Annotated in this window: 19 protein-coding genes; 7 read left to right on the top strand and 12 right to left on the bottom strand. The window is 56.2% G+C overall.

Going from position 1 to position 20,952, the window contains the following annotated elements; all coding sequences use genetic code 11:
- Nucleotides 1-43 precede the first annotated feature (43 nt).
- From YBN1229_RS16820 to YBN1229_RS16795, 6 genes are all read right to left on the bottom strand, one after another.
- On the bottom strand, nucleotides 44-478 hold the full coding sequence (locus YBN1229_RS16820) for a GlcG/HbpS family heme-binding protein (RefSeq protein ID WP_046479358.1): 435 nt from the start codon (nucleotides 476-478) through the stop codon (nucleotides 44-46).
- Nucleotides 475-1,683: a CaiB/BaiF CoA transferase family protein gene (locus tag YBN1229_RS16815; protein WP_046479357.1), complete on the bottom strand. Its 1,209-nt coding sequence runs from the start codon at nucleotides 1,681-1,683 to the stop codon at nucleotides 475-477. The genes YBN1229_RS16820 and YBN1229_RS16815 overlap by 4 nt, the downstream gene beginning before the upstream one ends.
- Before the next feature lie 48 nt (nucleotides 1,684-1,731).
- The gene (locus YBN1229_RS16810) at nucleotides 1,732-3,012 is read right to left on the bottom strand and encodes a TRAP transporter large permease (RefSeq protein WP_046479356.1); all 1,281 of its coding nucleotides are present in this window, start codon (nucleotides 3,010-3,012) and stop codon (nucleotides 1,732-1,734) included.
- A 2-nt stretch (nucleotides 3,013-3,014) separates the two neighbouring features.
- Nucleotides 3,015-3,557, bottom strand: coding sequence for a TRAP transporter small permease (locus YBN1229_RS16805; protein ID WP_046479355.1), 543 nt, complete (start codon nucleotides 3,555-3,557; stop codon nucleotides 3,015-3,017).
- 147 nt (nucleotides 3,558-3,704) lie between these two features.
- Entirely contained in the window at nucleotides 3,705-4,688 is a 984-nt protein-coding gene (locus YBN1229_RS16800; protein WP_046479354.1) for a TRAP transporter substrate-binding protein, read from the bottom strand.
- Between the two features lie 51 nt (nucleotides 4,689-4,739).
- Nucleotides 4,740-5,936, bottom strand: coding sequence for a pyridoxal-phosphate-dependent aminotransferase family protein (locus tag YBN1229_RS16795; protein ID WP_046479353.1), 1,197 nt, complete (start codon nucleotides 5,934-5,936; stop codon nucleotides 4,740-4,742).
- A 165-nt stretch (nucleotides 5,937-6,101) separates the two neighbouring features.
- Here YBN1229_RS16795 and YBN1229_RS16790 point away from each other — a divergent pair, with 165 nt between their 5' ends.
- Nucleotides 6,102-9,047 carry an FAD-binding and (Fe-S)-binding domain-containing protein gene (locus YBN1229_RS16790; RefSeq protein ID WP_046479352.1) on the top strand — a complete coding sequence of 982 codons (2,946 nt, stop codon included), beginning with the start codon at nucleotides 6,102-6,104 and terminating at the stop codon, nucleotides 9,045-9,047.
- A 13-nt stretch (nucleotides 9,048-9,060) separates the two neighbouring features.
- Complete coding sequence (locus tag YBN1229_RS16785; protein ID WP_046479351.1) at nucleotides 9,061-9,735, top strand: GntR family transcriptional regulator; 675 nt, start codon at nucleotides 9,061-9,063, stop codon at nucleotides 9,733-9,735.
- 44 nt (nucleotides 9,736-9,779) lie between these two features.
- Here the strand turns inward: YBN1229_RS16785 and YBN1229_RS16780 are convergent, their stop codons facing one another.
- From YBN1229_RS16780 to YBN1229_RS16760, 5 genes are all read right to left on the bottom strand, one after another.
- Nucleotides 9,780-10,112, bottom strand: a complete 333-nt coding sequence (locus tag YBN1229_RS16780; protein ID WP_052744041.1) for a c-type cytochrome — start codon at nucleotides 10,110-10,112, stop codon at nucleotides 9,780-9,782.
- A 30-nt stretch (nucleotides 10,113-10,142) separates the two neighbouring features.
- The gene (locus YBN1229_RS16775; RefSeq protein ID WP_046479350.1) at nucleotides 10,143-11,924 is read right to left on the bottom strand and encodes a phosphate ABC transporter substrate-binding/OmpA family protein; all 1,782 of its coding nucleotides are present in this window, start codon (nucleotides 11,922-11,924) and stop codon (nucleotides 10,143-10,145) included.
- 28 nt (nucleotides 11,925-11,952) lie between these two features.
- Nucleotides 11,953-13,251, bottom strand: coding sequence for an NAD(P)/FAD-dependent oxidoreductase (locus tag YBN1229_RS16770; protein WP_046479349.1), 1,299 nt, complete (start codon nucleotides 13,249-13,251; stop codon nucleotides 11,953-11,955).
- A 450-nt stretch (nucleotides 13,252-13,701) separates the two neighbouring features.
- Complete coding sequence (locus YBN1229_RS16765; protein ID WP_152025031.1) at nucleotides 13,702-14,289, bottom strand: hypothetical protein; 588 nt, start codon at nucleotides 14,287-14,289, stop codon at nucleotides 13,702-13,704.
- A gap of 154 nt (nucleotides 14,290-14,443) precedes the next feature.
- The gene (locus YBN1229_RS16760) at nucleotides 14,444-14,941 is read right to left on the bottom strand and encodes a cupin domain-containing protein (protein ID WP_052744701.1); all 498 of its coding nucleotides are present in this window, start codon (nucleotides 14,939-14,941) and stop codon (nucleotides 14,444-14,446) included.
- Between the two features lie 268 nt (nucleotides 14,942-15,209).
- Between YBN1229_RS16760 and YBN1229_RS16755 the strand changes: the two genes are divergently transcribed.
- The 3 genes from YBN1229_RS16755 to YBN1229_RS16745 all read left to right on the top strand — a co-directional run bounded on the left by YBN1229_RS16755 (nucleotide 15,210) and on the right by YBN1229_RS16745 (nucleotide 18,576).
- The gene (locus YBN1229_RS16755; RefSeq protein WP_046479347.1) at nucleotides 15,210-15,773 is read left to right on the top strand and encodes a sigma-70 family RNA polymerase sigma factor; all 564 of its coding nucleotides are present in this window, start codon (nucleotides 15,210-15,212) and stop codon (nucleotides 15,771-15,773) included.
- The gene (locus YBN1229_RS16750) at nucleotides 15,770-16,474 is read left to right on the top strand and encodes a hypothetical protein (RefSeq protein ID WP_046479346.1); all 705 of its coding nucleotides are present in this window, start codon (nucleotides 15,770-15,772) and stop codon (nucleotides 16,472-16,474) included. The genes YBN1229_RS16755 and YBN1229_RS16750 overlap by 4 nt, the downstream gene beginning before the upstream one ends.
- Before the next feature lie 527 nt (nucleotides 16,475-17,001).
- Complete coding sequence (locus YBN1229_RS16745; protein WP_160298731.1) at nucleotides 17,002-18,576, top strand: S8 family peptidase; 1,575 nt, start codon at nucleotides 17,002-17,004, stop codon at nucleotides 18,574-18,576.
- 328 nt (nucleotides 18,577-18,904) lie between these two features.
- On the opposite strand, the gene YBN1229_RS16740 is transcribed toward YBN1229_RS16745, so the two are convergent.
- Nucleotides 18,905-19,882 (bottom strand): hypothetical protein, encoded by a 978-nt coding sequence (locus YBN1229_RS16740; protein WP_052744039.1) that lies wholly within the window; start codon nucleotides 19,880-19,882, stop codon nucleotides 18,905-18,907.
- A 176-nt stretch (nucleotides 19,883-20,058) separates the two neighbouring features.
- Between YBN1229_RS16740 and YBN1229_RS16735 the strand changes: the two genes are divergently transcribed.
- Complete coding sequence (locus YBN1229_RS16735) at nucleotides 20,059-20,448, top strand: RidA family protein (protein ID WP_046479345.1); 390 nt, start codon at nucleotides 20,059-20,061, stop codon at nucleotides 20,446-20,448.
- Between the two features lie 63 nt (nucleotides 20,449-20,511).
- Nucleotides 20,512-20,907, top strand: a complete 396-nt coding sequence (locus tag YBN1229_RS16730; RefSeq protein ID WP_046479344.1) for a DUF6165 family protein — start codon at nucleotides 20,512-20,514, stop codon at nucleotides 20,905-20,907.
- Nucleotides 20,908-20,952: the final 45 nt, after the last annotated feature.

The following is a 20,952-nucleotide window of genomic DNA, read 5'->3' as shown; positions in this document are numbered from 1 at the left end:
CAGCGGGCCGAGTCAACGTGTGACAGGACTAACTTTTCGAAAATCAGTAAATGCGTGCGACGAAACCTGCCGCTTCTATGCCGGCCACAGCACAGGTCTCATCATTGTCGGATGTATCACCTGTAATGCCGACTGCACCAATGATTTCACCGTCACTTGTCGTGATAAGCACACCACCAGGCACAGGAACCAGAGAGCCCCCAGCAAGTGCATTGACCGACTGAACGAAGAAAGGTTGTTTCTCCGCGCGCTCGAAGATCGCCCGCGAACCGATACCCAGATGAATAGCACCACGGGCTTTTCCTTGCGCCATCTCGGGTCGGAGCGTGCTCGTTCCATCTTGACGCGCCAGCGCCTTTAGGTGACCTCCTGCATCGAGCACCGCAACGGTGAGCGGCTTGAGCCCCAACTCCGCCGCCTTCTCCAATGCAACCGTGATGATACGATTGGACCTTTCAAGCGTCAGCGCCAAACTCATGCGAGACTTTCCTCCTGGCGTGCCGCTCCGGCTCTAATCATGTCTTCGACTTCCGCTTGTGAATAGCCCGCTTCTAGCAAAACTTCACGCGTGTGCTGACCAAGGACGGGGGCAGCACGCTGCACACCGCCCGGCGTCTCCGAAAACTTTACCGGCAATCCGAGTGTGCGCACGGCACCAACTACCGGATGCGCAACCTCCGGCACCATATCTCGCGCCAGGGTTTGCGGATCGTTGTGCATTTCATCGATGCTCAGAACGGGCCCAGCAGGAATACCGGATGTTTCGAGAGCCTCGAGCCACTCAGCTGTCGAACGCGTCCTGAGAATGACGCTCAAGACGTCTTCTAGAGCCTCCCGGTTGACGATGCGCTCAGCATTGGAAGCAAAACGCGGATCATCATTAAGCTCCGGCGCACCAAGAACATGCACCAGCCGTTCCCAGTTCGTCTGATTGGCTGCCCCAATATTGATCCAACCATCCGCGGTTTCGAAAGCCTGATAGGGCGCATTCATCGGGTGAGCTGAGCCCATCGGCCCCGGTGAGGAGCCCGTCGCGAACGTTATGGCCGACTGCCAGTAGGTCTGCGTAATGGCCGCCTCGAACAGCGATGTATCAACCTTCTGCCCTTCTCCCGTCTTAAGTTTGTGCGAATAAGCAGCAGCGATGCCCATCGCGAGCAGAATGCCCGCCGTGATGTCCGACACGGGCGCTCCGACCTTCACCGGCGGCCGCCCCGCGCCCTCGCCGGTAATCGACATCAAGCCACTCATGCCTTGGGCAATGAGATCAAAGCCTCCGCGATGGGCGTAGGGGCCGGTGCGTCCAAAGCCCGAGATTTCAGCGTAGATGAGACCCGGATTGAGCTTACGCAGCTCCTCGTATCCCAGCCCAAGTTTCTCCATCGTTCCCAATCGATAGTTTTCGATGACAACGTCGGCATCACGCAAAAGTCGCCGCAGGACCTCAAGACCCTGTGCAGATTTGAGATCGAGAACGATGCCCCGCTTGTTGCGATTCATCATCATGAAAGCGGCGCTCTCGCCATTGATTGTCGGAGGCACAAAGCGACGGGTATCGTCACCCTGAGCCTTCTCGACCTTGACGACGTCCGCTCCCATGTCGGCCAGCATCAATCCGGCAACAGGCCCCGCCATAATGTGAGCCAACTCGATAACTCGACACCCCTGCAGCGGTCCTGACATGTCTCACTCGCCTCCTGTGGTTATTGTCTTTGCGAGCACGTTGCAGTGTTAGCGGTAGAGATATTCAACCAAGAACATCGGAACAGCTGGCACATAGGTGCATAGAAGAAGAACCGCCAACAGCACGGCCACGAACGGGAGGTTGACCTTCGAGACTTCCCATATATTAGCCCGAGCCACGGCACACGCAGTTATGAGCACGCTTGCTACCGGTGGCGTTTGCTGTCCGATTGCCAAATTGAGCGTCACAACCAGCCCAAAGTGCACCGGATCGATACCTGCTGCGTGTATGAGCGGAATCACGATCGGGATGACCAGAATGATCGCTGCGGCCGAGTGAAGGAAGAAGCCGATAATCAGGAAGAAAACGTTCATGATCAGCAGGATCAGATACTGGTTGGTCGTCATGTCCAGTATCGCGGCCGCAATCTCCTGAGGGACCCGAGCCCGGGTCAGGAAGCCACCCATCAAAACCGAAGCTGCAACCAGCAGCATAACGATCGCCGTCTGCATACCGCCATCAAGCATCGCACGCTTCAGATGCTTGAAATCCATCTCGCGATACCAAAGCCCCACGAGGAGCGCAGCGATCACGGCAAGTCCGGCCGCCTCAGTAGCTGTGACGAAGCCGCCGAAGATGCCACCCAGAATGATAACGGGCAACGAAAAGGCAGGAAGCGCGTCGATAAAGGTTTTGCGCAATCGCGGCATATTAAACGCTTCTTCGACCGGCAAATTGTACCGAAGCGCGAACATGTAGGCGACGAACATCAACCCCGCAGCGCCAAGCAGCCCCGGCACGAAACCCGCAACGAATAGCTGTTCAACAGATGTGTTGGCGGACGTCGCGTAAAGGATCATCGGAATCGACGGCGGAATGATAATGGCCAGCGAAGCCGAAGACGATGTAACCGCCGCCGCAAGCGGAGCTGAATAACCTCGCTTCTTCATTTGCGGAATGAGAACGGAACCGAGCGCGGCCACGTCCGCAACGGCCGATCCCGAAATTTCCGCAAAGAACAGGGACACGCCGATGTTGACCATCGCCAAGCCACCGCGCACGAAACCAATCAACGCAGTCACGAAGTTAATGAGACGGTCAGTAACACCGCCCGCGTTCATAATGGCACCAGCCAGAACAAACATCGGAATGGCAATCAGCGAAAACTTCGTTGAGCCGTCGTACATATCGAGAGCGACGGTGGGAAGACTGCTGACGCCTTCGGTCGCCAAAAGACCGATAATGCCCCCGACAGCGAGTGCGACCGCAATCGGCACGTTGATGAAGATCAACGCAACAAGCGCGATGAAAATTGCAAGAATAAGCATGCCTATCGCGCCTTCGCTTTCTCGAGCTCAGATTTGACGTCTTCTTCGATCTCTTCGTGCTCCAGCGACTTACCTGCCGCGGTCAAGCCCCAGTATTCAGGCAGGCTAAGAAGCTCGCAGATGATGAACAGCACTGCACCAACGGGAATGATCGACTGCGTGAATTGAACAGGCATCCAAGTCAGGGAGATAAGGGTTTCACCCTCCAAAACCTGAAGAACCTGCATGCCTGTGAGAGCAAGGATTGCAAAGAAGCCAACGACCGTGACTTCTGCCACCAACAAAGCCACCATCCGCAACGGCATGGGGATCAAAAGCAACACGGTATCGAAACCGATATGCCTCCGTTTCAGCGCAGCGAGGGCCGCACCGTAATAGGTAATCCATGCGAGTAGGATTGCTGCGATCTCGTCGTACCAGGACAATGAGTCGCCAACGATACGGAATGAAACGCCGACGATAACGACGACGGTCAAGGACACCATCAAAAGGATGGTCGCCCATTCCAAGACGAGTTCAAGGCCTCGTCGTACAGCACTGATCATAGTGGAATGCTCTTCTCGCGATAATCGTGGAAGATGTGCCGTACGTACCGTTGAGCGTCCGGCGAACGAGACAAAGGCGCTCCTGGAAGGAACAGTTTCGGATTGGGCACGCGGCAGCGTGCCCAATCTCAGAAACTTCGCGCGAGTTTACGAACCGTCCGCCAAAGACTGCACGGTCTCAACCAGCTTCCTCGCACCATCGAAGCTTTCGGCGTATTCGTCATAGATCGGCTTAGAAGCCTCTACGAATGCGGCGTTGTCCGCTTCGTTCACTTCCACTCCAGCGTCCTTAATGACCTTCAGAAGCTCAACTTCAAGCTCTGCCGCCTTCTTGTAGACGAAGTCCTGGGTTTCAGCACCGCACTTTACGAGTGCGTCCTGAACATCTTGCGGCAACTTGCCGAAGTGATTGTCGGACACCAGAACATACCCTGGTGTGTAAACGTGGTTGGTGATCGTCAGGTACTTCTGAACTTCCTGGAATTTCGCGGACGCGATCTGCGCATAGGGATTTTCCTGTCCGTCAATGACGTTCGTCTGCAAGGCCGTAAAGACCTCTGAGAATGCCATCGGCGTCGGGTTTGCGCCGTAGAGCTTGAACATCTTCAACCGCCAAACACCCTTAGGCGTACGCAGCTTGATACCGGACAGATCTGCCGGCACCTTGATCGGACGGACGTTGTTCGTGATGTGGCGGAAGCCATTTTCGAACAAGCCGATGATACGATAGCCCTTCGCCTTAACCGCAGGTTGGAAGGTGCTCTCCATCAATGCCTTCTGCACCCGCCGCATGTGATCGCGGCTTTTAATGATGTAGGGCATCTCGAACACGCCAAACTCATTGGCAACGGACGACATGACCGACGAAGGTAGAGCGAAAGTTACTTGGCCAAGCTTCAACTTCTGAAGCAGCTCACTGTCCTTGCCGAGCTGAGAAGATCCGAAGGTCTGAACTTCAGCCTTATCACCAAGAGCTTTGTTCGAGCATGCAGCAAAGGCATTGGCACTCGCCTCAAACAACGAACCGGGTTCACCGACGTGACCGAATTTGAGCACAAGCTTGTCCGCCATTGCTGGAGTGGCGAACAGGACAGCGGCCGCGGACGCAGCCAACAGCGTCATTCGTTTCATTTGGGGTCCTCCTCCCGAAGGTTTTTATCAGTTGCTTTTAATTATTGATTCTTATTGGGCCGCGGCGATCGCCTCGGTCGGTCGTTCTGAGTTGGTAAGATAGTCCATTGCCGCTTGCGCGCCACCCCGATTGTGAGGAACGCTCGCAAGTTTCAGTCCCATCTCGACACCAGACAGCGTTGCCATCAGCATCAAGTCGTTAAAATGGCCAAGATGGCCTATACGAAAGACACGGTCGGCAACCTTTGATAATCCACTCCCGAGTGACATGTCGAAATTGTCGAGCGTTGTCTTACGGAACGCGTCAGCGCTGCTCCCTGTGGGCATCACGACTGTCGTCAGCACGTTGGAGTAATGTCTTGGGTCGCTGCAGAGGATGTCGAGCCCCCAGGTCCGCACCGCCTGCCGCGTAGCCTCGCCGTGCCGGGCATGTCGCGCAAATACGGCGTCCAAACCTTCCTCATGCAGCATATCGATCGCAACATTGAGGCCATAGAGAAGGTTCGTTGCCGGCGTATATGGAAAATACCCCTTCTCGTTCGGGCCTTTCATTTCATCCCAAGCCCAATAAGACTTCGGCAGCGTTGCCTTGGCACTTGCCGCGCGCGCCTTCGCGCTGATCGCATTGAACGAAAGGCCCGGCGGAAGCATCAAGCCCTTCTGGGATCCGGAAACCGCAACGTCGACGCCCCACGCATCAAACTGAAAATCAATCGACGCGAGTCCCGAGATGCTGTCGACCATCAGCAAAGCCGGATGCCCCGCAGAATCTATGGCATCTCTGACCTCTTTGACCTGCGTAACCGAACCGGTCGATGTCTCGTTGTGGACGACACAGACAGCCTTGATTTCGTGGTTCTTGTCTGCCCGCAGATACGCTTCGATTTTCTCCGGATCAGCACCGCTGCGCCAATCGCTGGGAATGAATTCCGGCTGGAGTCCAAGCCGCTTTGCGAGCGCCTGCCACAGGGTCGCGAAGTGTCCGGTCTCATACATCAGCACGCGATCACCAGCTGACAAAGTATTAACCAGAGCGGCTTCCCACGCCCCCGTCCCGGAGGACGGGAAAATCACGACATCCTGCTCGGTCTTGAAGATGGACTTCATTCCCTCAAGAGCCTTTTTGCCGATGTCGGCAAAATCCGGCCCGCGGTGGTCCATTGTCGGGAAATCCATCGCGCGAAGGACACGATCAGGTACATTCGAAGGTCCAGGAATTTGGAGGAAATGCCGGCCCGATTTGTACATTTGTATATCCTCCGCTCCCGTCACCTCTGCACCTGAAGGAAATTCTTACCCCCAGATCACTTGGCGAATTTTTTATTTCGCATTTTGAATACAAAAATTGAACGGTGAGCCATTGTCAACTATGCAATGTCTTCGCCCCCACAAACAGCAGCAAAGCCGGTGGCCATGTCGAGAACGCATCAACCCGATACTGAAGGCCTTGAACGGCAGCTGAGCCGGGCGATAGAGGGCGAGATCCTATTCGACAAGTTTAGCCGCGGCCGATACGCGACCGACGCATCGATCTACCAGATGATGCCGCTTGGGGTCGTCATCCCCCGTACGATTGCCGACGTTGAAGCGACATTGGCGATTGCACGAGAAGCCGGTGTACCGGTCCTTCCCCGTGGCGGCGGCACCTCCCAAAGCGGTCAGACGGTCAATGAAGCAATCGTCATCGATCTTTCGAAACACCTGAACAAGTTGATCGAAGTCGATCCCGAAGCACGCACAGCCGTCGTCGAACCCGGGCTCGTTCTCGATACACTCAACGATCACCTGAAGCCGCATGGCCTCTGGTATCCCGTCGATGTCTCGACATCCTCACGCTGCACACTCGGCGGCATGACCGCAAATAATTCATGTGGCGCGCGATCCATCCGTTACGGAACGTCACGCGACAACGTTTTGGCAATTGATGCCATCCTGGCCAACGGCCGTCGCGCCCGCTTCGCTCAGGTCGAAACAAACCTGCAAGGTCTCAACGAAGCCGACCCCAACCGCGAGCTTTTCCGCGATTTGTTGGCCCTTGGCTCGCGCGAAGCCGAAGAAATTCGTCTCCGCTTTCCTGACATTATTCGCCGCGTCGGTGGCTATAACGTCGATTCTCTCCTTCCCAACGCGAAGGGCAATAACCTCGCGCACCTGCTCGTCGGGTCGGAAGGCACGCTCGCCCTTAGCGAACGTATTACGTTGAAATTGTCGCCCATCCTGAGCTCGAAGGTTCTGGGTGTCTGCCATTTCCCGACGTTTTACGAGGCAATGGACGCGACCCAGCACCTGGTCAAACTCGATCCGACTGCCGTCGAGTTGGTGGACAGCAATATGATCGAGCTTGGCCGCAAGATCGCGATGTTCAAGCCAATCGTTGATGCCTTCGTGCGCGGAGAGCCCGCCGCGCTGCTCATCGTGGAGTTTGCGGAGCCGGATCAGAACGAGAACCTCAAACGCCTGGACGCCTTGGAAGATCTGATGGCGGATCTTGGCTTCCGTTGGGGTGATCCCGGCAAGAAGGACGGCGGTGTTGTCCGGGCTATCGACCCCGAGTTCCAAAAGCAAATTATTGAGGTCCGCAAGCAGGGCCTCAACATCATGATGTCGATGAAGAGCGAAGGAAAACCCGTCTCCTTCGTCGAAGACTGCGCTGTCGAACTCAAAGACCTAGCCGAGTATACCGACCGCCTCACCGGCATCTTCCGCGAACACGGTACGGACGGAACCTGGTACGCCCACGCGTCCGTGGGCACCCTTCACGTCCGCCCGGTCCTGAACCTCAAGTTGGACACCGGCGTCAAACAAATGCGCGCCATCGCCGAGGAAGCATTCGAGCTTGTCCGCAGCTATCGCGGCTCCCACTCCGGCGAGCACGGTGACGGGATCGTTCGCTCTGAGTTTCACCGCACCATGTTCGGCGAACGCATGGTTGAGAACTTCAATTGGGTAAAGGATCGGATGGACCCTGACGGGCTTCTCAACCCCGGAAAAATCGTCCGTCCACCGCGCATGGATGATCGCAATCTTCTACGCTACGCTCCCGAATACAACGTCCCGGAGATACAATCCGCATTCACTTGGTCCGGCCACTACGGATCGGGTCGCGGTTTTCAGGGCGCGGTGGAGATGTGCAATAACAATGGCGCCTGTCGCAAACTCAAAGACGGTGTCATGTGTCCGTCCTATCGCGTAACGCGCAACGAACGCGATCTCGTGCGCGGACGCGCCAATTCCCTCCGCTTGGCCATATCCGGCCAACTTGGTCCGAACGCACTCACCAGCGACGCCATGGCAGAAACCATGAAGCTGTGCGTCTCCTGCAAGGCCTGCCGCCGTGAATGCCCAACGGGCGTTGACATGGCCAAGATGAAAATCGACGTGTCCGCTGCAAGAGCAAAGCGGCATGGCCTTTCCCTCCGCGACCGCATGGTCGCGTATCTGCCGCACTATGCGCAGAAAGCATCTCGCGCAGCAGGCCTGTTGAACTTGCGCGATCGTATCCCTGGTGCCGCCTGGATCTCTGAGCGAGTTGTGGGCATGAGCGCCGCCCGACCCTTACCGCAATGGCGCACGGACGTATTTGAGCCGGACGAATATGAAACCTCGCCGGCCGACGCGGATGTTCTGCTCTTCGCGGACACCTTCAACCGATACTTCGAGCCCGACAATCTTCGCGCCGCCGAAGCCGTCCTGAAACGTGCCGGGTTTCAAGTTGCGCACGCGACCCCGCTCACAGGCTCACGCCCGCTGTGCTGCGGGCGGACGTTCCTATCGGCAGGCCTCACGGACCAAGCAGCAGAGGAAATGCGACGTACGATCGAAGTCATCAAACCCATCCTTGAACGGGGAGGCTACGTCGTAGGCCTCGAACCGTCTTGCCTACTCACATTCCGCGACGAAGCCCCAGCACTTTTGGGCGCAGAGTGGAATGAGGAACTAGGAGCACGGGTCTTGCTGTTTGAGGAATTCATCGCGCGCAAGCACGCCGAGGGGTCTTTCGAACTGAAACTCTCCTCCTTGCCGGTGTCGCGTGCCCTTCTCCATGGCCACTGCCACCAAAAAGCATTCAACGTGGTATCACCGGTTCAGCAAACGCTTAAGCTTATCCCCGATCTCGAAGTTGAACTAATTCAAACGTCCTGCTGCGGCATGGCTGGGGCCTTCGGATATCAAGCCGAAACCTACGAGATTTCGCGCGCAATGGGCGAATTGAGTTTGATGCCGCGCATTCGCGAAGCACCAACAGACGCCATAGTCGTGGCAGATGGCACCTCATGTCGTCATCAGATTGTCGATATGACGGGCCGTGAAGCTGTCCACGTCGCGCAAGTCCTATATTCTGCCTCCAATAACGTTTGAAGGAAGAAGGTTCATGAGTACGGTTCTCGGTGCTCCCATTGAACGGCGCCCGCTTCACGAGGAGCTGGCTGACCAGCTGCGCCGTCTGATCATCGAAGGGGATCTGCGACCGGGAGAGAAGATCTCCGAAAAGCTTCTCTGCGACCAGTTCGCCGTATCGCGCACGCCGCTGCGCGAAGCGTTGAAAATTCTTATGACCGAAGGCCTGGTTCTCCTGACTCCCAATCGGGGAGCCTCAGTCACCGAACTCACCATCGACGACCTCGAAGAACTATTTCCCATTATTGGCGCATTGGAAGCTCTTTCCGGCGAGCTGGCCTGCCAGAGCATCACAGACGAGGAAATTGAATCTGCTCGCGACCTGCAAGCAGAAATGGTTGAATGCTACAAGAGGGGCGATCTACATCGCTATTTCGAAGTCAATGAAGCGGTTCACAGTCTCATTGTGCGTGCGTCTCGAAATACAACGTTGGCTCAGATGATGCGGAATGCATCTGGACGCATACGTCGCGCACGCTACATGGCAAATCTGTCGAAGGACCGTTGGACCGCAGCCGTCGCAGAGCATGAAGCAATTCTCTCCGCTCTAAGCAAACGTGACGCCTCACGCCTCGGCCCCCTGCTCAAGACTCACATCGCAAATAAGTTTGCCGCATTACGCGAAGCGCTGCTCCGGGATCAACAGTAGCCCACTTAGACGCCGGCATCCTTACGAAAAGACTGAACGAGGACTTACTTGTTATCTTTCAGGGAACTGAAATAAACAGCCAACGCCTCGATCTGTTGATTATCTAGCGTTGACGCAACCGAAACCATGATTGGGTTGGCGCGGAGCCCGGTCCGGTACAGTTGCAGGGCTTTGACAAATTCCTCCCTGGACAAATCAACGATCGCAGGAACACCCACGTCTTTTCCGTCCAGCCGATGGCAGGTCAAACACTCCTGAGAAAGCTGATGCCCGTACCGTTTGAGATCCGCCTCACTCAAGCCATCGACGGCGAGGACGCCGAACGGCAGAAAAGCCGCGAACGCGACCAAACCAACTATGAAGCAAGAGCGGATCATTGATCACCCATTTCCGCAGTCTAACACCGATTAATACAGCCAGATCTCAACACGCCGATTAAGCTCCGCCCCGCCCGGGTTTACTTCGCATGCGATCGGAAACATAGGCCCTAAAGCCAATATCTTCTCTGCCTTAATACCATGTTGCGACAAGAGAGACTGGATGCTCCGGGCTCGCGCGCTTGAAACCGCGATATTCTGATCGAGAGTTCCAATCGCATCCGAAAATCCAACCACAGCAATCCGGCGTTTTTCCCCATCCCGGTCATCGAGAAAAGTCTTCAACCCATCGACCTTCTTCTCGGAACCGTCCATCGGCGTGACGCTACCGCTTGCAAAACCGAAGACCGTTGAGACACGCTCAATAGCATCTTGCTTGTTCGCCGCGTTTGTTGCGCTGGTCCCGGCACCAACCTCAGTATTAATGCTCAAACCGGGACTGCGTACCGCAACGACGCGGTCGTTAGGCAGCCCACGGCTCTTGAGAAAGCTTTGCGTCAGGTCGGCTTTTAAAAAATTCCGAAACTCTTTCGTCTGCGAGTTTGCATCGGGCAGGCTATAAACAGCATACGTGTCCGACAACGGATAAGAGTGAAGCTTCAAGGTGAACTCATCGGGCGCGCGCGCCGTCCCGCACTGATCGACGATCTTTAGCGCCTTGGTATTACCCACGCTCGCAGCTTCCGTAAGACCTATCGCCGTTGGATCGGTGCTGACGATTTCCGCCAATTCCGACAGCGTATCCACCTGATACGCAGACAGCATCAAGTCGCCGCCCTTCAAAACGGTGCGTTTGGCTATGCTCTTGAGCCCGGAATGCTGAGCCAATGAGTGCACGCGAATACGCCGATGTGGACCTCCCAGTTGTGACCAGTCGGTAATCTTCCCGCTGAAAATTCCAGAGACCTGATCGTACGAGAGCTTTTCAATGGGATTATCGGCATTGACGATTACGACTGCGCCTGACGGTCCCAAACGCGTCAACTCTATCGCAATTTTTGCGGGGGCCGCTTCCTGCGAACCAACAGCAGCAGACCGTGAACGGATCACGCCCCCAGGAACCGTTGCAGCGACCGCGGCCAGCTCTTCTGTCGTTAGCTCCGCTGAAAGAATCGCAATATCGGAATTGCCAGCCAACACAGCTGCCACGGCTGAAATCGGATCATCGGCCTGTAGCTCGATACGCAGACCTTCTCGTTCCCCCGAGAATTCGACGTTATAAATACGCGAGCCATCCGCTTGACGTGGAGACCACTTCCCAGTCTGACCGCTCGCCTTAGCGTAAAACTGCAAGATCTCCGGCACGACGCGCTCCACTCCCTCCGCAGTCGCCCGAATTCGCAGTGTCCCGCTGAGTTTCGCAACGCTTGGCTCGGCAATCTTGGGTTCGGAAGCTTCCTGCCAGGCTAACGCGATCTTCGTAACTTCGCTGACGGGAACCTGAACGGTCCCTGTCGCCGTGGCCACGGTGTAATATCCGTCTTGGAATTGAACGATCTGTCCCGCTACCGGCTGACCGGAACTCTTCTCCAAAGTAAATGCCGGAACGACATTATCCCCACTCGGACGATCGCCAGTTCTTGCTGCGGTGAGTTCGACGAGACTAAGCCCAGAGACGTCCTCAACTTTGATCCGCTTTAAGGTCTCGCCGACCTGAAAGTCGTAATATCCATCGTGGAAATCGACGATATCGCCGACCACTTCCACGCCTGATGTCAGCGTGGCACGGAACGATCCTGCATGGGCGGACAGCGCGGACAAGCCGAGCAAAAGGCACGCAGCGATACTTGCAGGTATCCGGAAAGGCATCATGACAAACCCTTGCAAAAGCCTCGTGCGATCAGCTCGCCGCGAACATGTCGATCGTGATGGCCGAATACCAGCCCTCGGACTCCTTGAAGTTCCGCGCCCGCACGCTGGCCGGCTCCGCCGGTTCTGATACGAACGGCCCCGCAGCCACCAAGCCGGGAGCGCCGGCGAGCTCACCAACAGAGTAACTCGCTCCAACCTTGACGCTGTCGTTTTGTGCCAACAGAGACCAGCAGGTATTGCGCAGGCGCGAAGGCAGAGGTTTCAACCCGTTGAGTTCCGCCACCAGTGTGTTGGCGACGTACTTTGCTTGGCTATTGGCGGAAAATGCTGACTTCGGCATCTGTGCGGCGTTTGAAGAATCGCCGATCACATAGACGTCCTTGACCTTGGTGGATGCAAAGCTTTCTGGAGACACGGGGCACCACCGCCCCTCGACACAACCGGCACGCCAGGCAATTCCGCCCGCGCGTTGCGGCGGGATAACATTGCCGACGTCGGCCTTGAACTGCTGTCCGGACTTCACTGTCATGGTCTTGGTCCGAGGATCGACCTTCACGACCTCAAAACTGTCGATCTGATCGGTCAGATTGACCTCGATCATGCCCTTGTAGTGGGTCTCAAAAGCCTCTTGGAAAACGGGTTGCTTTGCAAAACTCGTCTTCGCGTCCAACAGCACGATTTTAGAGCGAGGTTTGTTGGTCTTGAGGTAATGCGCAATCATGCAGATGCGCTCATAGGGCCCCGGCGGACACCGATAAGGATTGGCTGGCGCTGCTATCACAACAACCCCGCCATCCTCCATCGCTTCGAGCTGTGATTTCAGCAGCCGTGTTTGATCCCCACCACGCCACGCATGCGGCATCACCTGCGTCGCCTCAGCGTCGTACCCTTCGATTGCTTCCAGATCGATATCTATGCCTGGAGAAAGAACCAACTTGTCATAAGAGACGCGTGTGCCGCCCATCATCGTCACGACGCGTGCGCTGGTATCCACGTCCACGGCAACATCCTGGATAAGATTGATACCGATGCTGCGGAGTTGGTCGTAGGAATGCGTAAGGGACTCGAGCGTGCGGAAACCGCCATAATAAAGATTAGAATAAAAGCAGCTCGTATAGGTCGGACTGCGCTCAACGAGAGTCACGTTAGCATTGGGAGCACCAACCTTAACGTACTTCGCGAGAGTTGCCCCACCCGCGCCGCCGCCAACGACAACGATCCGTGCAGCACCCTGAGCGTAAGCCGGACTGGGAAACGAGCTGAAAGCAGGTGACACCGCGAGAGCACCAAGCCCCTGCACCAGCCTTCTTCGGCTCAATTGCGTCATATCCGGCATCCTCTCAAAGCTTGCATTCTGTCACCGTCGGCTGATGTCGCAGATATCGCTGCATCCGTACAGCCATCCTCACGGTTCTGAGATCTCACCCAAAACCGTCTGCCAAAAGTTGTCTCATTGTGAAGCTTCACAGAAAGAAGCCCCGCGCAGATACGCGATCTGGAGGGCTGACTGTGGGTTGGCTGCACACCAGAAAGCCAGAGCTTTTGTCCAAGCGGCAAGGCCCCCCGCTTCCTAAAGGCATTGCGGGCAAGATCGCGCACTGCCGGGCAAAGCCGCCGGAGAATCCACCCACGACATGCCGGAAAAGAAGCCTCGGAAGCCCCCAACACAGTCACCGACCCCCAAACACCTGGGACGCAAAAGCACAAGGCAGCTCTCACGGGACCTGCTTGGCCTCGCGAATAAGCTGCTCAGATTGAGCTAAGCACTGAAACCTTTTTAAGGCGGAATTGCAGATTGTCGAGGGGAGCGCGTTATAGCTTTTGCCTGTCCCTCTACCTTCCTCGGAGGCGCATCCATCCAAAAAATCTGACCCGGACCGTTTCGTAGCACGGCATAGACGAGTTCACCTGGGTCTACGAGCGCCTCATCAGGAAGCTTGAAGCCGCCGCGCAAGAGGATCTCCCCAGCGAACTCCGAGCAATAGTAGACGCCATCACGACGCGGAGGCAGGAAGAAGATACGCCGCCAAACGGACATCCAGTCGTACCCGGTGGTCCCGAGTTGGGGCCAGACGAACCGATTGACGTCGGCGTTCCAATTAATGCGTGTCGGGATGTACCAGCATGCACCGGCACTCGACATAAGCCGCATCCCGACCCCGTGCCCACTGCGGGCCTCTAATAGAAAGAGCCGCGGCCGGGCCCCTCCTGCACTGAGCCACATTGCGATACCCACGTGGGCATAGCGGCTGCTGCTCCAGACACGAACCATCCGTCCAGAGAAAGTGTGACTCTCAAAGGCAATCAGGTCACCTGACCGGACGTTAGGACGAAGATCTTTGTAGCACAGAGAAGGAGTCGACATTCCGATCGTCCAAGGAATCACTGGGCCAAATCGGAACGAGCCTACGCAAAAGCCACACGTCCACCAAGCAACATGCGCATCTGTCCCCCACAATTCGACGCGCCCTGAAAATTCCTTTGCAGGGTGTCACCGAGAGGACAGCCGAAATGCAAAACTATTGGGACGGCGGCCCAGCCTTCCGCGAAAGAGCCTTCCCTTCTGCTCCCATATAGACCGCCAGGATGCGGACATCGCTATCGCCGCCATTGCGCCCATCATGCGCGATATCGATGGCCTCCATGAACCCGATGCCCGAACGATAGGTCCGCACGCCGTTCTCACCGTAGTCCACGGTCAACTCCCCCTCCAGTATATACGCGAACAAAGGCACCCCATGGCTGTGCCAGCCTGTCGATGCGCCAACGGGCACCGTAATGACGGCAGCCGTAACCTTCGCTGTTCCGGTGGGATACGAGATCGGCTCGCCCAGGATCGTTTCGGAAATTGAAATCAATGTATCGACGCTCGGCTGCAGAGACTTTCGGGCATCGGCAATTCCAGCGCCCATAAACGCTCCGACTAACAACGTCAGCCCGATCCCGGCAGCGACACCCGCTACGAAATGTGCGCTGCGGCGAAGGCGGCAACCTCTATTTCTTGAAGTCACAGACATTTCCACCCTCCATATTTGCAGCGTCACAGAAAGGCTTGGCCCATCGAATCCATGGGTCTGCCCGGCACCGGACATAACGGAACACGCATCGAATTTTAGGTTTGCTTTGATAGGATGTCGTTAAGCGCGTTTTTTCTTTACGGGCCGTCACCTGACATTATGACGGCAAAACTCCCATTCATGGGTTGTACGCAATTTGCTTTGAACCTTTTCCGCCGCCGATGCGACTACTAATCCGACACGCATCGGGAGATTTTTAGGATGCCAGATGGAGCAGGCAGCTGCAGACCGCGAGTTGGTCGAGCGAATTACGTCCGGCGATCAGACCGCATTGGCGGCCCTGTTCGCGCGCCATCAGGTGCGTGTTTTCCGTTTCATCTCACGAATTACGGGAAGCGACGCCGTGGCTGAAGAACTGGTCAACGAAGTCTTTATGGACGTCTGGAAGCAAGCGAGCCGCTTCGAAGCGCGCTCTGCTGTGTCGACATGGCTCCTATCGATCGCACGGAATAAAGCCTTCAGCGTCATGCGCCGACGCCGCGAGGTCGCGATGGACGACGATGCGGCAACCACTTTGGCAGATGACGCAGATACGCCCGACATAACCGCTCAAAAGAGCAATAAAGCAGATGTCATCCGCGCCTGCATGAACCATCTCAGTGCGGAACACCGCGAAATCATTGACCTCGTATACTACCACGAGATGCCGATAGCCGAGGTCAGCACAATCGTAGGCATTCCCGAGAATACCGTCAAAACGCGCATGTTTCACGCTCGCAAGCGGCTCTCGGTTCTATTGGCGGAGGCCGGTGTCGACCGGGGTTGGCCATGACCGAACATGACGAAAAGATGAGCGAACGCGAAGAAGTCGAGATGCTGTTACCCTGGTACGTCAGCGGCAAACTCGCGCCGAAGGATCAGCGCCGCGTCGAGGACTATCTCAACGCGCATCCCGATATGGCTCATCAGCTCAAACTGATCGAAGATGAAGCGGAAGCCAGCATCACCAGCAACGAAGAAATTTCCGGTGCACCTGCCGGCTCTCTCGATCGTTTACTGGCAGAGGTTGCCGCTTACGAAAAGAAACGCGTCGTAGCAAACATCCCGCGGCGCCTGTTGGCATGGACGGAAAGCCTTGCCAATGACCTGACGGCTCCCAAACTAAGATGGGCGGCTGCAGCAGTCGCCACCGTCGTAGCGATCCAGGCTGTCACGATTGGAGTCTTACTTGTTGGCGACGGCACCCAGCCACAGTTCAAGACAGCTTCTGGCGACAAGGCGCAACCAGCTGCCACAGGCGTTATCGCGCTGGTGCGTTTCACACCCGAAGCGTCAATAAACGAGATCGGATCTTTGCTGGAAACTTTCGGCGCCAGTATCGTTGCAGGCCCCATGCCCGGCGGCATTTACCGTATTAGGCTATCGACTGAAAACCTGAGCGATAAAGATGCCATAGCCCTTATAGAGCGCTTTAAGTCGAGCAACAAAATGATTAGCTTTGCGGCAAAGGCGCCAGGAGCGAAAAAGCCATGACGCGCACGCCCACGATACAATCCACACGTTCAAAGGCATGGGAGTACATTCCGATGATCGTCGGCGCTTTTTTCACAGCGCTTGGCTCGATCAGCTTGTCCGATCCGGCATTCTCGCAATCCTTTAATAGCAACAAACGCTTTCCGAACATCTCAAACCATATTCAAAAACACATTCCGGGCCCCAACATAAATAGGCAACGTCTGACCACACCTCAGCGCTTGAATCGCCCAAACCGGGCACGTCGCTTGGACCTTGAACGTAGGCGTCGCGGAGCAACCCCAAAGCTTATCGTTCCTGGCGCAAACACAAATCGCCTCGATCCTGCCGAAACCTTGCGCCGACGTCTGAACGACCGGGATGGTCGCGATACCCGTCCTGGCAATCGCGACAGAGGTAGAGGCAGTGGCAGCGGATCTGATGCTGGAAGATCCGTCATCTGCCGCAGGGGCGTGATACGCTACGGCCACTGTTACTGCCTCGCGGGCGCCGTCCGCCGTCGAGTCTCAGGAAACGTGTATACGTGCGTGACCCGGCCGCTTATCCAGCCGCAGGTGCTCGTAATCCCCGATCTCGATCGTGACCGCCCAAGTGGAAGCGATCGCATCGATGTCCATCGCCCGAAGGTGAGCGGCGGCTCTGGATCAGGCAATGGCGGCAATATCCAAAAGGTCGCGCTACCTCCTCTGCCCGCACCAAATCCGGGTCCCGGTCCCGAATTTCCAGCGGAGCTATTCGATGCGCCGCACGTGCCGGATGAAGTCATCGTATTTTTGTCTCGCGACCTCACCGACAACGACGTCAACTCTCTCGCATCCGACTACGGCCTTAATCCCGTAGAAAGCACGATGATTGAGCTGACCGGCCAACGTCTCCAACGGATGACGATCACTAACGGCCGCGACGTTGCGGAAGTAACGGGCGACATCGCCTCTGACCCGCGCGTCATCTCTGCGCAACCCAACCTGCTCTACAGGATGCGCAATCCAAAGCCGATTGACGGATCACCTGGTCAGAACGATCAAAACGAAAATGCCCCTGATCCCGGTGACGGCTCAAAGGAAGATCCGACGTTGCCCGATAAGACGCCAGGCAACAAAGCGGAAGCTCCCCCGCTCCCCCAACGGCCAAACGCGATTGAACCGGAACCGGCTATAGCCGAAAGCCACTCAAACCCCGCCGCTTCAGACAAAACAGACACCAAGTACAACGTCGCCAGCGGTGCGCCACCATCCAATGGGGCAGCCACGACCGACGAATTACAGTACGCGTTGTCGAAAATTAGTGCCCCAGCCGCCAACCATCTCGCCAGCGGTCGCGATACTCTGGTCGCGGTCATCGACACCGGCATCGAAGAGACTCATCCCGAGCTAGAGGGTGCTGTCGCTGACCGCTTCGACGCCATTGGGGATCGCAAAGGTGCAAAACCCGACCACGGAACCGCTATTGCCGGCATTGTGTCGGCTCATAAGACTGTGCGAGGCGTTGCCCCAGATGCACGCCTGCTAGATGTGCGCGCCTTTTACGTCGACGAAAAGAGCAAGGAGGTCGAGGCCAGCAGCTTCATCCTCGCCAAGAGCGTTGATTGGGCTTTTACGCAAGGTGCCCGTATCTTCAACATGAGCTTCACAGGCCCACATGACCCAACGCTGGAAGAACTCACGACGGAAGGATACAAAAAGGGTGCGATTTTCATCGCCGCTGCTGGTAACGATGGTCCCAAGGCGGCGCCGGCCTACCCTGCCGCCTATCGCAGTGTAATAGCCATCACCGCCACCGACCAGGCAGACCGCATCTATGCGGATGCCAACCGCGGGTCCTACATCACCGCCGCCGCGCCAGGAGTCGACATCCTGGTACTGGCGCCGGAACAGTCGATGAATTTCCTGTCGGGCACATCGATGGCTGCCGCCCACACCAGTGGCTTGGCCGCGCTCCTCTATCAGCGCAATCCGGCAATATCTCCCGATCGCATCCGCTCTATTCTGAGCAGGACTGCACACGATCTCGGACCTGAAGGTTACGACGAGGAATATGGCGCCGGCCGTATCGACGCTGCCGCCGCGCTTCAGGAAGCCACGCGCAGCAGCAGAAGCGACTAATTATAAAAAAGGGTGTGAACCTTTTCACCCGTTCCATCGACCAAACACTATCGGCAAAAAATCGCCTGCCGATAGTGCTAACGAGAACGGAGTGTTGAGTTATGCATCCATCAGTGCGGCACAGCCGTAGCTCTCAATCGAAACGGCCACCACGAATTTACATGAGGGCCGGCCGCCGCTCGGAAGAAACCCCACTTTGTCGAGAAAAGGATCGCACCCTATCCCACATCCTCGCCAGTCTGCTGTTGCTCGTGCTCCTGTTTATCGGCCTTCGCGCAACAGCAACGGCAGAACCATCACCATCTGCGAGCAATATAGCCCCAGCGCTTCACATCTCGCGTGCCCACGCATCGCTATAAAGCGGCAACAGACTTTCAATCGGCACGATTATGTCCCGCTCCAAATCGTAGACTGGGAGATCTTTGATCAGATCGATCTTCGCCGGACCACGCGCAAACGTAAGCGCTCCACTCACGTCGCGTGAATCGCGATGCCGGGCAGGCCATGCCTTGATAGTCTCGATCGAAGAAAGCACGGGTCCAGCAAGATCGCTGCGCACAAAGAACGCATTCACACCCGTCGAGTTGGTGCCGACGAACGCATAGCCACGCTCCTCTGCAAGCGAGATCATAGCTTTGATGGAAGCTCCAAAATATTGGCCCGAATGATGCGCGGAGAGACGTCGGAACGAGGGATCGTACGGAATAGTGATTGAATGATGATCACCCAACACACCGTTGATCTCCGCGATCAGAATCGCCGGATTGACGGAGGCGATCGCCTTCAAAACCCAATAGTCATTTCCATCAATATCGACACTCAAAATACCAAGCTCGCCTGCGAACCCGTTACGAGTGATCAGGTCGTTGATATTTTCAGCCGTGATAAAAGCGCTCTCAGCAACAAGATCATGCTTCCAATGGATCGCTTCTGAACGCACATAATCCATGTGGGCCGAATTGCCATCGAGGACGAGCCCGCGCCAGCCACGGTTCTGCAACAGGAACCTCGTATTGGCCTCTCCAAAATTCTCGACACCAAATTCAACGAACGAACGGTCGATATTGGGCAGTTTGTGGCACAGCCATTCAATAATGCCGTCCTCACCCCACTGAGACGTCACGCGGAATTCAACATCAGCAAGCGTCTTGATCTGCTCGCGCTGGCGAACCTGCATCGCAGCGATCTGCCCATTCAAGAAAAGAGACCTCTCAAGCAGCTCTTTGCTCATAGCAAACGTATGACCATGAGAGGCAAGGATATGGTCAAGCCGCCCCGTCAGGCCGTGAAAAATCTTTCTGAACATGTCCCCCGTATGCTCCCCCACACTCTCTAAATTCACATACACACTAGTTGGCAAAATGGACGAATACCCCTCTTATCGTGTGTCCTCATAAGGTCGGAAGACCACGGCAAAGGTTCTCAACACAACGACGCATCACCTCTCGGGTAACATCAACAAGGATCACCAGGTAACTCATCATGGTTCAACGCATTTCCAGTGGCTCTCCTTTTGAACAGACGTTTGGCTATTCTCGCGCCGTCAAGGACAGAGACATGATCTATGTCTCCGGCACAACCGGATACGATTACGCGTCGATGACGATGCCTGATTGCCCTGGGGAGCAGGCCAGAAATGCACTGGAGACAATAGCGAAAGCGCTTGCCGACGCAGGAGCGTCTCTCGCGGATGTCGTGCGCGTGGTCTACTACGTAACCGACGTCGCGCATGTCGATGCCGTTGTTGCAGCGGTTGGGCCCAAGTTTTCCGAAATTAGACCCGCAGCATCAATGGTAATCTGCGGTCTCATCAAGCCTGAGATGAAAGTCGAGATCGAAGTCACGGCCCGGATCGGCGCCGCGCAATCCTAAGTGACTGAAAGGGCTCCGCAACTGTTAGCAGCCAATTCCTGGCCTAACGCACAGAGGGATTTCATGACGGCCAACGTGATTCTGATCCCCGTCGCTCCGGGTGAGTTGATCGACAAGATCACGATCCTGAAGATCAAATCGGAGCGCATAAGCGATTCCGACAAGCTCACGAACGTACGCCGCGAGCTGGAGATATTAAGAGCCGAGCAACACCGTCATATCCCAAACTTACCACAAGTTATGGAGATGCAGACGCGGCTCGAAAACGTAAACGGTCGCATTTGGAATCTGGAAGACACCATCCGGGATTGCGAACGTAACAAGGATTTCGGCGAGCTGTTCCTGGAAACGGCTCGCGCGATCTACCGCACCAACGACGAGCGCGCCGCCATAAAAAAGGAAATAAATCTCCACCTTGGCTCACAGATCGTGGAAGAAAAATCGTACGCGAACTACTGACGCCCCCGACAGCGAGCACATCGGCGCCATCACCATCCCGTGAAA

It is taken from the genome of Candidatus Filomicrobium marinum (assembly GCF_000981545.1).
GTDB classification, from domain to species: Bacteria; Pseudomonadota; Alphaproteobacteria; order Rhizobiales; family Hyphomicrobiaceae; genus Filomicrobium; species Filomicrobium insigne.
This window is presented reverse-complemented; position numbering and strand designations above follow the sequence as displayed.